This is a genomic window from Lacibacter luteus (assembly GCF_004118265.1).
Lineage (GTDB): Bacteria > Bacteroidota > Bacteroidia > Chitinophagales > Chitinophagaceae > Lacibacter > Lacibacter luteus.
Genome location: NZ_SDHW01000010.1, coordinates 39,386 through 53,686, shown reverse-complemented (window position 1 = coordinate 53,686; position 14,301 = coordinate 39,386). Strand labels below are relative to the sequence as shown.

At 41.6% G+C, this 14,301-nt stretch carries 10 protein-coding genes; 9 read left to right on the top strand and 1 reads right to left on the bottom strand.

Going from position 1 to position 14,301, the window contains the following annotated elements; genetic code table 11:
• Nucleotides 1–121 precede the first annotated feature (121 nt).
• The 6 genes from ESA94_RS21005 to ESA94_RS20980 all read left to right on the top strand — a co-directional run bounded on the left by ESA94_RS21005 (nt 122) and on the right by ESA94_RS20980 (nt 10,226).
• Entirely contained in the window at nt 122–1,174 is a 1,053-nt protein-coding gene (locus ESA94_RS21005; protein ID WP_164972821.1) for a glycosyltransferase family 2 protein, read from the top strand.
• A gap of 45 nt (nt 1,175–1,219) precedes the next feature.
• Nucleotides 1,220–3,331, top strand: a complete 2,112-nt coding sequence (gene recG, locus ESA94_RS21000) for an ATP-dependent DNA helicase RecG (RefSeq protein WP_129132929.1) — start codon at nt 1,220–1,222, stop codon at nt 3,329–3,331.
• 71 nt (nt 3,332–3,402) lie between these two features.
• Nucleotides 3,403–7,023 carry a DUF7948 domain-containing protein gene (locus tag ESA94_RS20995; protein WP_129132928.1) on the top strand — a complete coding sequence of 1,207 codons (3,621 nt, stop codon included), beginning with the start codon at nt 3,403–3,405 and terminating at the stop codon, nt 7,021–7,023.
• A gap of 69 nt (nt 7,024–7,092) precedes the next feature.
• Nucleotides 7,093–8,121 (top strand): PorP/SprF family type IX secretion system membrane protein, encoded by a 1,029-nt coding sequence (locus tag ESA94_RS20990; RefSeq protein WP_129132927.1) that lies wholly within the window; start codon nt 7,093–7,095, stop codon nt 8,119–8,121.
• Nucleotides 8,122–8,215: 94 nt separating this feature from the next.
• Nucleotides 8,216–9,634, top strand: coding sequence for an FAD-binding oxidoreductase (locus ESA94_RS20985; RefSeq protein ID WP_129132926.1), 1,419 nt, complete (start codon nt 8,216–8,218; stop codon nt 9,632–9,634).
• Nucleotides 9,635–9,650: 16 nt separating this feature from the next.
• Nucleotides 9,651–10,226 (top strand): hypothetical protein, encoded by a 576-nt coding sequence (locus ESA94_RS20980; RefSeq protein WP_129132925.1) that lies wholly within the window; start codon nt 9,651–9,653, stop codon nt 10,224–10,226.
• Here ESA94_RS20980 and ESA94_RS20975 read toward each other — a convergent pair.
• Nucleotides 10,223–10,753, bottom strand: a complete 531-nt coding sequence (locus ESA94_RS20975) for an LOG family protein (protein ID WP_129132924.1) — start codon at nt 10,751–10,753, stop codon at nt 10,223–10,225. The genes ESA94_RS20980 and ESA94_RS20975 overlap by 4 nt on opposite strands.
• An 81-nt stretch (nt 10,754–10,834) precedes the next feature.
• Here ESA94_RS20975 and ESA94_RS20970 point away from each other — a divergent pair, with 81 nt between their 5' ends.
• From ESA94_RS20970 to ESA94_RS20960, 3 genes are all read left to right on the top strand, one after another.
• Complete coding sequence (locus ESA94_RS20970; RefSeq protein WP_129132923.1) at nt 10,835–12,298, top strand: sodium:solute symporter; 1,464 nt, start codon at nt 10,835–10,837, stop codon at nt 12,296–12,298.
• A 76-nt stretch (nt 12,299–12,374) separates the two neighbouring features.
• Entirely contained in the window at nt 12,375–13,013 is a 639-nt protein-coding gene (locus ESA94_RS20965; protein WP_129132922.1) for an O-methyltransferase, read from the top strand.
• Between the two features lie 8 nt (nt 13,014–13,021).
• Entirely contained in the window at nt 13,022–14,299 is a 1,278-nt protein-coding gene (locus ESA94_RS20960; RefSeq protein WP_129132921.1) for a glucosaminidase domain-containing protein, read from the top strand.
• Nucleotides 14,300–14,301 lie beyond the last annotated feature (2 nt).

The following is a 14,301-nucleotide window of genomic DNA, read 5'->3' as shown; positions in this document are numbered from 1 at the left end:
GCTTCATTCTTTCTATTTTTATTGCATGGGGGCTGCTTTGTTTTACACGGCTGTTGTTATTCTGTTGTATAGTTATGTGGGATACCCGTTACTGTTATCGGTTCTTGCTGCATTTAAAAACATGCAATTAAATACCGTACAGGCAGAATGGCCGTTTGTTACTATAATTATTGCGGCATATAATGAAGAAGCTGTAATAGCCAGCAAAATCAAAAATACACTTGCGTCCGATTATCCACCCGAACGTATACAGCTAATTGTTGCTGCACAAGGTTCAACCGATGGTACTGTTGCTATTGCTTCTTCTTTTCCTGCTGTACTGGTGCTTCAATCCAACGAACGGAAAGGAAAATCTGCTGCCGTAAACGAGGCAGTAGAAAAAGCAGTGCATGAGTTTATTGTTGTTACTGATGCAAATACGTTGCTTACTGTACAAACAATAAAAACGCTTGTGGTTAAATTAAATGATGCTGCTACAGGAGCTGTTGCAGGCGAGAAAAAGGTAATGGATGCGAAAGGTACCAACATTTCGGGCGAAGGGTTGTATTGGCGTTACGAATCGTGGTTAAAAAAACAGGAAACAAAGTTTTATACGGTGGTTGGTGCTGCAGGGGAGTTGTTTGCTTTTAAAAAAGAATTATTTGTTCCTATTCCGGTACAAGCAATAACCGACGACTTCTTTTTATCGTTAGCAATAAACATGCAGGGAAAGAAAGTAGTTTATGCTGCAGATGCTGTTAGTACAGAAGTTGCATCGCTTTCGTTACACGACGAATGGAAACGAAAACTCCGTATTGCTGCCGGCGGCATCCAGTCGTTGTTTCTTGTAAAAAAGGCATTAAACCCTTTCCGTTATCCGTTGTTAAGCTTTCAGTTTTTTTCGCACAGGGTGTTGCGTTGGTTGTTTTGCGGACCTGCATTAATTATTCTGCTGCTTTCAAACGCAATGCTTCTGCTTGCAAATGAAGGAATCTTTTTTTATAGCTTTTTTTTAATGCAGCTACTGTTTTACGTTTTTGCGTTGGCAGGCTATGTTTTGTCAAAACAAAAACAATCCTTCTTTCTTTTTACTGTACCATTTTATATTGTGTTTATGCATGCGGCTATGATGGCCGGACTTGTTCGGTATTTTACAACAGGCCAATCTGTTTTGTGGGAAAAAGCACAGCGCTAATTTTGTAAAGCGATTCTTCAATAATTTCACGGCTTAAAGACTACTATCAGTAATACAGCTTCGATATTAAGCAGCCCCATCGAATACCTTAAAGGTGTTGGGCCTTTGCGTGCAGATTTGTTGAAGAAGGAGTTAGGCATTTTTACGTTTAATGATCTGCTCGAACATTTTCCTTATCGTCATCTCGATAAAACAAAAATTACACCTATCGGACAAATTACGATGCATATGGAATATGTGCAGGTTGCTGGTCGGTTAATCGACTTTGAAGTTGTTGGTGAACGAAAAGGTAAACGGTTAATAGCACATATTCGTGATAGCAGCGGAACAATGGAACTTACCTGGTTTCAGGGCATCAGCTGGGTACAAAAAATGTTGGCTATCGGCGAAGAATTTTTAGTGTTTGGCAAGCTTGGTTTTTTTATGGGCAAGCCACAAATTGTGCATCCCGAGCTGGAAGTTCGTACAGCTTACAATGCCGATGGTAAATCGTTACTTGAACCAATTTATCCTGCAACAGAAAAACTAAAAGTGCGTGGCCTTAACGGCCGCAATATTGCCAAGCTAACTGCAGCGCTGTTGCCACAGCTTCATCCAAACGATTTGCCTGAAAATTTACCGGCACATATACTTAATAAACTAAAATTTCCTTCGAGGTATCATGCCTATTTTTCCATTCATTTTCCAGCCGATCAGGAACAATACGAAGCAGCTTTGCGCAGATTGAAATTTGAAGAGTTGTTTATTGCACAGCTGCGAATGGGTATGATTAAAAGTAATCGTCATCGTTTTTCGAAAGGGGTTGTGTTTGATAAAGTAGGCGATCTGTTCAATAATTTTTACAATCATCACTTACCATTTCAATTAACGGGTGCGCAAAAAAGAGTACTGAAAGAAATAAGACAGGATACAGCCCGTGGTCATCAGATGAATCGCTTATTGCAGGGCGATGTGGGCAGTGGCAAAACCATTGTTGCATTGTTGAGTATGTTACTTGCAGCCGATAATGGTTATCAAAGCTGTTTGATGGCACCAACAGAAATTCTTGCACAACAGCATTTCAACAGTTTATCCAATCTTTTGCGTGAAATGCCGCTGACGGTTAAACTGCTAACGGGCTCAACCAAAAAAAAGGAACGGGAAAAAATATTAGACGATCTGCAATCGGGCAACATTCAATTGATCGTAGGTACACATGCGCTTATTGAAGATCCGGTGCAGTTTCAAAACCTTGGTCTTGCAATTGTTGATGAGCAACATCGCTTTGGTGTGGCGCAGCGTGCCGAATTACAAACTAAAGGTAAGCTGCCCCCGCATGTGTTGGTAATGACGGCAACACCTATACCCCGTACCATGGCCATGACGGCTTACGGAGATCTGGATTATAGTGTGATGGATGAATTACCTCCCGGACGTAAACCTGTTACAACCGTACACAGGAACGAAACAGCAAGACCATCAATTATGGATTTTGTGCGAAAAGAAATTGCCAAAGGCAGACAGGCATATTTTATTTATCCGTTGATTGAAGAAAGTTCGAAAATGGATTTCGAAAACCTGATGAAGGGATATGAAGAAGTGAAAGCATTTTTTCCTGAGCCACAGTTTTACATAAGCATGGTGCACGGTAAACAAAAGCCTGATGTGAAGGACACCAACATGATGCGTTTTAAAACAAACGACACACAAATTATGGTGGCAACAACGGTAATTGAAGTGGGAGTAGATGTGCCCAATGCAAGTGTGATGGTGATGGAAAGTGCTGAGCGTTTTGGTCTTTCGCAGCTGCATCAGCTTCGTGGAAGGGTTGGACGGGGTAGTGAACAAAGTTTTTGCATTCTTTTAACAGGCAATAAATTAACGAATGATGCCCGGGAACGGTTAAAGATAATGTGCGCCACCAACGACGGTTTTTTAATTGCAGAAAAAGATCTTGATTTGAGAGGACCGGGAGATATTGAAGGAACAAGACAGAGCGGTACGTTAAACTTTAAGCTTGCAAGTATAGTCCAAGACAAAGAAATTCTTGAGCAGGCAAAAATATTTAGCGATGAGTTGCTGCAAAACGATCCTGACCTTTCTTCGGCAGAAAATTTGCTGTTAAAATCTTACCTGTTGTTGAAAAAAGGAAAAACGGAGTGGAGTAAAGTGGCTTAACGAAATATGTGCAGAGGTATTTCCGTTTTAAATAATTAAATTCAAAGTCCATTAGATCAGAATCAAAACTCATGAAAGTACTCCGACTCCTTTCTGTTCCATTTCTGTTACTGGCTGTACCAATGTGCAGCTTTGCACAATTGTATTTTGTAGAAAACAAAGGACAGTGGGATCAGCAGGTGCACTTCAAAACAGAAGTTGGTAACAGTGCTTTCTTTTTAACTAAAGATGGGTACAGCATCTTAATCAATCATCCCGAAGATTATTTACGTTTAGCAGAGTTTAATCATGGTCATGGATTTGATTCTTCAGCCAAACAACAGTTTCGTACTGCTGCTCCCGATAAAATGCGGGCACACGCATTTCGTGTAAAATTCCTTGGCGGAAATTTCAATTCAACACCTGTTATGGAAAAACCATTGCCGGGAGTTGAAAACTTTTTTATTGGAAACGATCCTTCAAAATGGGCAAGCAACTGCAAAACTTACCAGGCTGTTACTTATAAAAACGTGTATCCTAATATTGATGTACGCTATTATGTTCAGGACGATCAGTTGAAATATGATTTTGTTGTTTACCCCGGTGCAGATGTATCCACTATTCAAATGCGATATGATGGGGCAGACAAAATCAGCCTCAGAAGCAACGAACTCATTGTGTCAACTTCAGTTGGCGAAGCCCGTGAGTTAAAACCTTATTCGTATCAGTTTGTAAACGGCAAACGTGAAGTGGTAAACAATAAGTATAAGGTTACCGGCAATACCGTAGGTTTTGATGTAAGTGCCTATAACAAATCAACCGTATTGGTTATCGACCCAACGTTGGTGTTTTCTTCATTTAGCCGCAGTACCGCCGATAACTGGGGCTTTACAGCAACGCCCGGTGCCGACGGAAGTTTTTTTGGTGGTGGTATCGCTCAGCCAACCGGTTTTCCTGTAACAGCAGGAGCAATACAAAGCACAGGCGCTGGTGGTGGAGGTTCCGGCGGCGTACCTCCGGACATTGCTATTATCAAACTCTCGCCCGATGGTCGTACAAGAATTTATGCAACATATTTAGGTGGTAACGGGCTCGATCAACCGCATAGCTTAATTGCAGATGCAGCAGGTAATCTTGTTATCGCCGGTCGTACAAATTCCGGTGCAAACTTTCCGGCAACATTGGTTGGTTCCGGTGGCGCCTACGATATTTTTGTTACAAAAATCAATGCCACTGGTACGGCAATTATTGGTTCGTTACGCATTGGCGGTACTGGCGACGATGGTGTGAACATTACTGCAAGCCGTGGTGGTGCAAATTCACTGCAACGTTTTTATGGCGATGATGGACGTAGTGAAGTGATTTTTGCAGCCGATGGAAGTATTCTACTGGCATCTTCAACAAGATCTCCATCCGGCACTGGCGCTTTTCCTGTATCTAACGGATTTCAATCTGGATTAAGCGGTAACCAGGATGCGGTAGTGCTGAAATTAAATGCAAATGCAACGTCAGTCACATGGAGTACAGTTCTTGGAGGTTCCGGCGACGATGCCGGCTTTGTTTTGAGTTACGATCCGTTAAACCCAGCTAACATCTATGTTGGTGGCGGTACAGGTAGTACCAACTTTCCAATGGGTGCAGGCGGTACATTACAAACAACTTATAACGGGGGGGTGGCCGATGGTTATCTTGCACGTTTGCAGGACAATGGCAATTCTGTTAGTTTAAACAGATCAACTTATCTCGGCACAGGCAACATTGATATGGTATATGGGGTACAGTTCGACAGCAGGGGTTTCCCCTATGTAATGGGTACAACAACCGGGAACTGGCCTGTACAGAATGCGGCCTACTCTGTAGCTAATTCTCGCCAGTTTATTGCAAAGCTTCGTCCCGATCTTAGTGCATTTGTGTATTCCACTACGTTTGGAACAAGCGGGGCGTTAAGTCCGAATATTTCACCTGTAGCTTTCCTGGTAGATAATTGTGAGAATGTATACGTTTCGGGCTGGGGAGGAGGTGCAAATAATTTTGGCGGAACAGGTTACCCAAGTGCAGGTACTACAGGATTACCAATTACACCCGATGCATTTCAACGAAATACTGATGGCAGTGATTTTTACTTTTTTGTACTGCAAAAAAATGCAGCATCACAATTATATGGAAGCTTCTTTGGACAGCTTGGTGGCGGAGGTGGATTAGAACATGTAGATGGAGGTACCAGCCGTTTTGATGCGAATGGGGTTATTTACCAGGCCCTTTGTGCAAACTGCAAAAACGTAAGCAATGGTGCGCCACTGGTATCACCTTTCCCCATTTCAGCAGGTGTTTATGGTAACGTTAATCCTGCTGGTGGAAGCGGCTGTAATTTAGGGATGGTTAAAATGCGGTTCGATCTTGCAGGTATTGATGTGTCGTTGCGTGCAGTTGGCGCTAAACAATTGAACTTCTGTCTGCCTGCAACAATACAGTTTACCGATACTATCCGTAAAGCAAAACAATACATCTGGATATGGGGTGATGGTTCACGAAACGATACTACAACAATTAACCCGTTTACGCATACTTACACAAGCACCGGCTTCTTTGATGTAAAAGTGATTGGTATCGACAGCAACTCCTGTAATGTAAAAGATTCTGCTACGATGCGTATTCGGGTAACAACCGATTCGGTAGATGTGGGTTTCAACTTTGCACGGCAAAACTGTAACAGCTTAACGTTCAACTTTACCAATACAAGCGATATACGAACAGCTTCAACACCTTTTGGTCCAAAATCATTTATGTGGGTTTGGGGCGATGGTTCAAAAAATGATACCATACCGGGCTTCGCTCCGCCGGTTGCACATACATTTCCAGGCGTTGGATCGTACAATGTTCGTTTGGTGTTAATCGATTCCAATTATTGTAATCTTGGCGATTCATCGGGCTTTGTTAACTTCCAGGTTATAGATAACATAAAAGCAGGCTTCCGTTTATCAAATGTTTGCGTGCCCGATACCATTAATGTTGTTGACACTTCGCTTGGCGCATTAACATATTTATGGGTAAGTAGTGATGGTCAAACATCAACCAATCCTGTTCCCGGCTTTATTTACAATACACCCGGCTCATACACCATCAAACAATATATTTTTAACCCTAACAGTTGTAACGGTGTAGATTCTACAGAACGTGAATTTCTGGCTGTAGGGCCACCAACAGCTGGCTTTACATATAATCCCAACCCATCGCAGGAAAATACACCAACACGCTTTACCAGTACAGCTTCTGCAGATGTGGTGAAATGGTTATACGATTTTGGCGATGGCACAACATCAACACTACGGGATCCTGTTCATCAATATGTATCACCGGCAATAAATATGGTGTGCCAAACTGTAACCAATGCTGCAGGTTGTGTTGATTCCGTATGTATTCCTGTAGAATCGATCATCAATGTGGTGAATGATCTGCCTTCGGCCTTTACGCCTAATGGCGATGGTGTAAACGATGTGTTTATGGTGCGTGGTTTTGGCATTACAAAAATGACATTGCGTGTTTATAACAGACAAGGGTTGATGGTGTTTGAAAGCCGCACACAGAATATTGGTTGGGATGGTAAATACAAAGGCTTGCCACAACCAATGGATGCTTATGCATGGACCTTGGATGTAGAATATTTTACAGGCGAAAGTTTTAAAAAGAAAGGTGATGTTACGTTGATACGATAGTAAGAAGCCCGATATCCTGATTGACCAAAACCAAGACCGACAGCGAAATAAATGCTTAAATGATGAGCCATGATGTGTAAACGAATTACAGGTGCTGCGTTGATCTTATTGTTGCTGCAAGTAACTGCAGTTGCACAGGATTTACATTTCTCTCAATTTATGAATTCGCCATTAACAACAAACCCGGCGAATACAGGATTTATTCCTGAAGCGGATTATCGTATTGGCGGCAACTTCCGCAATCAATGGACTTCTATTCCTGTGCCTTACCGCACAGCGAGTGTTTGGGGCGATGCACAGATATTTCGTAATTCAATTGAAAACGGATGGGTTGGTGTTGGTGCAGTGTTGCTGAATGATGTTGCCGGTCGTGGTAATCTTCGTTCAAATAAAGTGTATGCATCTGTTGCATATCACCAAATGATAGGCTTGAGCAGCTTGTTAAGTGCAGGATTTAATGCCGGTTATGCCAACAAACGTATCGATATAACCAAGCTTACTTTCGATAATCAATGGAATGGAAAGTTTTTTGATGCAGGTGCTCCTACAGGCGAATCCATTATTGCCAATCCGAATACTTCTTATTTCGATTTACAGGTAGGAATGAACTATGCTTATTTCCCAACAGAGAACACTTACATCAATGCTGGCGTTTCGGTACATCATATCAACAAGCCCAAAGAAACATTCTTCAGCAACGGTACCAACGAAGTGCCACGCCGTTACATTGGTTTTTTAAATGGAAGCTTTAAAGTAAACGACGACTGGATTGTAAACCCCAACGCTTATTTTTCATCGCAGGCAAAAGCCAATGAACTTGTGTTTGGAGGCAACCTTGCACACAATGTATTGGGCGATGGAAGTGTGGTTGTGTTTGGCGGGGCTTACTATCGCTGGAAGGATGCAGCTGTTGCTATGGTTGGTCTCGAATGGAAAGACATTCGTTTTACATTTACTTACGATGCTACAACAAGCAATCTTGCACGCTTTAATAATGCGAACGGAGCCTATGAATTTTCGTTGATCAAGAACGGCTACTACAACGAATATTTTGGCGATAAGAGTCAACGTAGACAAAGTATGTGTCCGAGATTTTAATGCATAAGCGCTTTACCTATTAGCGAACAGCCATTCTTTTATTTGATTTTGCCGCCTGCACTACCTTTCCGAATTTCGCCCAAAATTTCAGCACATGACCTCCGTTGATGAATATGCAAAAGTTGATCTGCAGATTGTTGAGCAACTGAAAACGATTGTTGGCGAACAGTATGTTTTTGTAGATGAAGAATCGCTCAGCAGGTATGCACACGATGAAACAGAGAATCTTCATTTTCCTCCGGAAGTGGTGGTAAAGCCACGCACAACAGAAGAGATCAGCGCCATTATGAAGCTGTGTAACGAAAAGCTTATTCCGGTTACACCACGTGGTGCAGGTACTGGATTGGCAGGTGCAGCATTGGCCGATAAAGGAGGTGTATTACTTTCTACCGAACGTCTCAATTCTATCCTCAATATTGATGAACGTAATCACCAGGTAACAACAGAGCCCGGCGTAATTACAGAAGTGTTGATGGAGGAAGTGAAAAAACTTGGTTTGTTTTATCCTCCCGATCCAAGCAGCAGAGGCAGTTGTTTTATTGGCGGAAATATTTCTGCCAACAGTGGCGGCCCGAAAGCGGTGAAGTATGGTGTGGTGCGTGATTATGTGTTGAACCTTGAGGTAGTGTTGCCCAACGGAGAAGTTATCTGGACAGGCGCCAATGTATTGAAGTATTCAACAGGTTATAATCTTACTCACTTAATAGTTGGCAGCGAAGGCACATTGGGCGTTGTTACAAAAATTGTATTGCGGTTGATTCCCTTGCCAAAGTACGATCTGTTGATGTTGGTTCCTTTTAAAAATCTGGAACAGGCGGGTGAAGCAGTAAGCGAAATATTCAGAGCAGGATTTGTGCCAAGTGGATTGGAATTAGTTGAGATCGATGCCTTACAGATTGTAAGTAAAATGGTGGATAGTTCTGCTGTACCTCTTACAGATGATACTGCTGCGCATTTAATTATTGAAGTGGATGGCAACGACATGGATGTGTTGATGAAAGACATGGAAGCAATTGGCGAACTCTTAACGAAATATGATATTGGTGAATTGTATTTTGCAGATGATGCACAGCAGAAGGCTGAGTTGTGGAAGTTGCGCCGTCGTGTAGCAGAAGCTGTGAAGATGGTGGGTTATACCATCGAAGAAGATACAGTGGTACCACGTGCCGAACTGCCGGCACTCATTAAAGGAGTAAAAGCATTGGGTAAAGAATACGATTTCAACGTAGTTTGCTATGGCCATGCAGGCGATGGTAATCTGCACATCCGTATTCATAAAGAAGGTACGCCTAACAGCTATGGCGATGCAGAAATGGCGAAATGCCTGCGTGCTATGTTTGCATTGGTACATGGGCTTGGCGGAACAATCAGTGGAGAGCATGGCGTTGGTTTAATTCAGAAAGGTTACATGGATATTGTAATGAAAGAAGCTAACCTGAAACTGATGCGTGAAATAAAAAGAGCTTTCGATCCAAACAATATTCTCAACCCGGGAAAAATTTTCGATCTGTAATAAACAAACTGGAGTCATGAAAAAAAGTATAGTTGCTTTTTGCTTAGTGCTGGTTAGTTTAAACCTGTTTGCACAAAAAGAAGAACGTGAAAAAGGTTTCAAGCAGGAACAGATGTATATCGGCTCCGGTATTAACGTAGGTTTTTCGCAGGGCTGGATACTCGGTCTTAACCCGGAGATCGGTTACAGTTTAAACAATTTCCTGGATGTTGGCATTGCTACAAATATCAACTACATCACGCAAAATTATGGCAGCGGTACGTCGTATAAATTCTTTGCATACGGTGCAGGGCCATATGTACGTGGCTGGATCATTAACCAGTTTTTTATAACAGGACAGTTTGAATACAACCGCATTGCAGAAAAATATACTGATCAATATGGATCGGTTAGAGATGCTTACGCAAGCCCCAGTGTATTGGTTGGCGCAGGTTATGGCAGCAGGCAAATAGGAAGGGCGCAGTTTTTTACAAGCATTATGGTTGATGTGTTGCGCAAACCAAATTCGCCATATGTAGACAGGCAAACAAACAGCCTGTTACCGGTGTTTCGTACAGGGTTTATGTTTTACCTGAAACCGCAAAAACGTTAAGCAAATATTTCTTTCGGCTCGCTAACAATTACAATACGTTCTTCAATTTCTTCGTACAGAAAATTTTCTTTGTACATCTGTCGCATATGAGCAATCAGGTGTGTGTAATATCCATTGCTGTTAAGTAAAAATATTTTTTTGCTGTGGATCTTTAATGTATTCCATGTCAGCATTTCAAACAGCTCATCAAGTGTGCCATAACCACCTGCAAGAATTACTGCAGCATCGCAAAGTTCATACATCATTTTTTTACGGATATGCATATCGCTTACTACATGCAGCTCTGTAATGCCTTTATGTTGTGCTTCCCATTCCAGCAGAATTTCCGGAATAATACCAACAACTTTGCCGTTGCCTTCCATTACCGCATCAGCAACAGCACCCATTAAACCTTTGCCTCCACCGCCATAAACAAGTTTAATGTTTCGTTCAGCCATTATGTGGCCAAGCTCTTTTGCATGTGCAGTAAACAAAGGGTCGTTGCCCGGTTTCGATCCGCAAAAAACAGCGAGTGATGATAGTTGCATAGTTAAAGTTAGATAGCGCAAAGTACAGAAACTGTTTCACCGTACGATTAATTCTTTATCTTCATTTTTAAACGAATTGGTATGTCGCCTTTATTGCTGTTTTCATTTGTATTTGGTTATTTTTTGTTATTACTGGTGGTAGCGTGGTACACATCTAAAAATTCAAACAACGACTCGTTTTTTATAGGTAACCGCAGCAGCAACTGGATGTTGGTGGCATTTGGTATGATCGGTACTTCGCTCAGCGGTGTTACGTTTGTAAGTGTGCCCGGGGCAGTTGCAAAAGAATCGTTTGCTTATTTTCAAATTACAATTGGTTATCTGATCGGGTACATTGCCATTGCTTATGTATTGCTTCCGTTGTATTACAAACTCAATCTTACTTCCATCTACAATTATCTCAGCGGACGATTGGGATTCAGATCATACAAAACAGGTGCCTCATTCTTTATTCTTTCAAGAACATTGGGTGCAACTGCACGGCTGTACCTTGTAGTAAAAATTTTGCAGGATGCTTTGCCTGCCAACATCAATATTCCTTTTTGGGTAACAACACTGGTTATTCTTCTTATGATCTTGTTATACACTTACGAAGGCGGCGTAAAAACAATTGTGTGGACAGATACCCTGCAAACAACATTTATGCTGTCTGGCCTTGTAATATGTGTGGTGTACCTGCTCAATCAAATGGGAATGAGTTTTGGCGATAGCATTACTGCCATGAATGAGAAAGGCTACTCCAAAATTTTCTTTACCGACCCGTCAGGCAAATTGTTTTTTCTGAAACAGATTTTAGCCGGTGCATTCATTACCATTACGATGACAGGTATGGACCAGGAAATGATGCAAAAAAATATTTCGGTGAAGACATTAAAGGATTCGCAAAAGAATGTACTTACGCTTGGTTTTATTTTAATGATCGTTTTGATGTTATTCCTTTTTCTCGGGGGCGTACTGTTATTGTTTGCACAACAGCAGGGTATTACAGCTGCAGGCGATAAACTCTTCCCCGCAATTGCATTAAACCATATGCCGCCGATCGTATCGGTTATTTTCATCATTGCACTCATATCTGCATTGTTTCCAAGTGCCGATGGCGCTATTACTGCACTCACATCTTCATTCTGTATTGATATTATCGGCATACAACGTAGAGCTGATATGAGTGATGCTGAAAAGAAAAAAGTAAGACAACGGGTGCATCTCACTTTTGCAGCTGTATTTCTTGTGCTGGTAATGGTGTACAAATGGGTAAACGAACCAAGCATGATCGGCGTGATATTAAAAGTAGCAGCTTACACATATGGGCCATTACTTGGCTTGTTCACTTTTGGCATTATAACCAAACGTGCAGTAAACGATAAGCTGGTGCCCATTGTATGTATTGTTGCTCCTGTAATCTGTTTCTTTATTGATAAATTTCAGAAACAATTATTCGGCTCGTTTGAAGTAGGACTTGAATTGCTCATCATCAACGGCCTTTTAACCTTTATTGGTCTGTTCATGATCTCTCACAAAGCAGAAGCAAAGCAGGCGATAGCCTGATTGGTTATTGCCAATTGCCTGCCGATTATTGCCTGTTTTCGGCGCATGTGTTTTATCTTTGCCGAAACGTTTTTACTTGGAGTTGATCAACCCGAAGGCCGAAACATATGCAGCACTTTATTCTTCTAAGGAAGATGCCGTATTGCAACGCATAATAGCCGAAACGGAACAATCGCACAAACAGCCGCATATGCTGAGCGGCCATCTCCAGGGTCAGTTCCTTGAAATCATCAGCAAACTGGTACAACCCCAACGCATACTCGAAATTGGTACCATGGTTGGCTACAGCAGTATTTGTCTTGCAAAAGGTCTTGCTGTAGAAGGAATACTACATACCATTGAAATGCGGGAAGCAGATGCAGCAGTTGCAAAAGCTAATTTTGAACAGGCCGGTATGCAGGATCGTATTCAGCTGCATGTTGGCAATGCACAGGAAATTATTCCGCAGTTAAACGAAACATGGGACCTGGTGTTTATCGATGCAGATAAGACGGGTTACGCCAGATACTACGAGCTGGTAAAGCCACGTTTAAGAAGTGGAGGTTTAATTCTTGCCGACAATGTGCTTTTTCACGGCGATGTGCTGGAAGAGGAGATAAAAGGCAAGAACGGAAAAGCAGTACACGCTTTTAATGAACTGATAGCTGCTGATGAGGAAGTTGAAAAAATAATGTTAACACTGAGAGACGGATTGTTTCTCATCCGAAAAAAATAAAATATACTATGAGGAGACTGTTGTATCTGTCCATGGCTCTTTTTGCTTTTGTTGCAGCAAATGCACAAACCATTTCGATTGAAGAGTATATTGATGCTTACAAAGAAATTGCAATGAAGGAAATGATCCGCACAGGTGTTCCGGCATCTATTACATTGGCACAGGGCATTGTTGAAACAGAAAACGGCAACAGTAAGCTGGTAAAAAAATCAAACAATCATTTTGGTATTAAGTGTAAAGAAACATGGACGGGTCCATCGGTAAGTCATGATGATGATGCACCCGGTGAATGTTTCCGTGTTTATAACAATGCCGAAGAATCGTATATCGACCACTCCAACTTTTTACGCACAAGAAAGCATTATAATTTTCTGTTCGATCTGAATCCGGCAGATTACAAAGCATGGGCTTATGGTTTAAAGAAAGCAGGTTACGCAACCAACCCTGCTTATCCCGCCATGTTAATCAAATACATTGAAAAATATAACCTCAACGAATATTCATTAATTGCAATAACAAGAAAAACCGGTAACGAACCGATTCTTGCAAAAAATGAACAACCTGTTTCGTCAACCCCGGTAACAACTGCAGTTACAACTGTACAGCAACAGCCCGTTGCTACGCAAACAGTTGCAAAGTCACAACCGGAAGTTGCAGCAGTTGTAAAGAAAGAAGAACCGAAAAAAGAAGTGGTGAAAGTTGCTGTAGATTACCCAAGCGGCGAGTTTCGTATTAATGATACAAGAGTAGTGTATGTTGCAAAAGGAACTGCGTTTCTGGCAATTGCACAAAAGTATAATGTACAGCTGAAGTGGTTGTTCGATTTTAATGATCTGAAAGAAGCAGAGCAATTGGAAAAAGATCAACTCATTTACCTGCAACGTAAACGCCGTACAGGTGTTGATGTGGTGCATATTGTAACAGAAGGCGAAACAGTGTACGACATAGCACAGGCACAAGGTATCCGTTTAGATGCGTTATTGCAATTGAACAGAATTACTGTTAATCAGCAACCGGCAGTAGGTGAAAAAATATTTCTGCAAACACCTGCAACAGCAGTTCCTAAATTAGCTGTAACAATAAAAGAAATTGTTTTGCAACCCGCAACAGAAGCTGATGAAATGGTGATGTTGAATAAAGAAGTGATTGTACATGTTGTGCAGCCGAAGGAAACCCTATACAGCATTTCAAAAAAATACGAAGTATCGCTGGTTCAAATTCAGCAATGGAATAAACTGGCGGGTACCGATTTAAAAGAAGGATCAGAGATCATCATCAATAAATAAAC

What these genes read in the sequence shown, in the direction of transcription:
- ESA94_RS21005 (WP_164972821.1), top strand. Translation starts at nt 122, where the DNA reads ATGCAATTAAATACCGTACAGGCAGAATGGCCGTTTGTTACTATAATT.
- ESA94_RS20995 (WP_129132928.1), top strand. Translation starts at nt 3,403, where the DNA reads ATGAAAGTACTCCGACTCCTTTCTGTTCCATTTCTGTTACTGGCTGTA.
- ESA94_RS20990 (WP_129132927.1), top strand. Translation starts at nt 7,093, where the DNA reads ATGATGTGTAAACGAATTACAGGTGCTGCGTTGATCTTATTGTTGCTG.
- ESA94_RS20985 (WP_129132926.1), top strand. Translation starts at nt 8,216, where the DNA reads ATGACCTCCGTTGATGAATATGCAAAAGTTGATCTGCAGATTGTTGAG.
- ESA94_RS20980 (WP_129132925.1), top strand. Translation starts at nt 9,651, where the DNA reads ATGAAAAAAAGTATAGTTGCTTTTTGCTTAGTGCTGGTTAGTTTAAAC.
- ESA94_RS20975 (WP_129132924.1), bottom strand. Translation starts at nt 10,753, where the DNA reads ATGCAACTATCATCACTCGCTGTTTTTTGCGGATCGAAACCGGGCAAC.
- ESA94_RS20970 (WP_129132923.1), top strand. Translation starts at nt 10,835, where the DNA reads ATGTCGCCTTTATTGCTGTTTTCATTTGTATTTGGTTATTTTTTGTTA.
- ESA94_RS20960 (WP_129132921.1), top strand. Translation starts at nt 13,022, where the DNA reads ATGAGGAGACTGTTGTATCTGTCCATGGCTCTTTTTGCTTTTGTTGCA.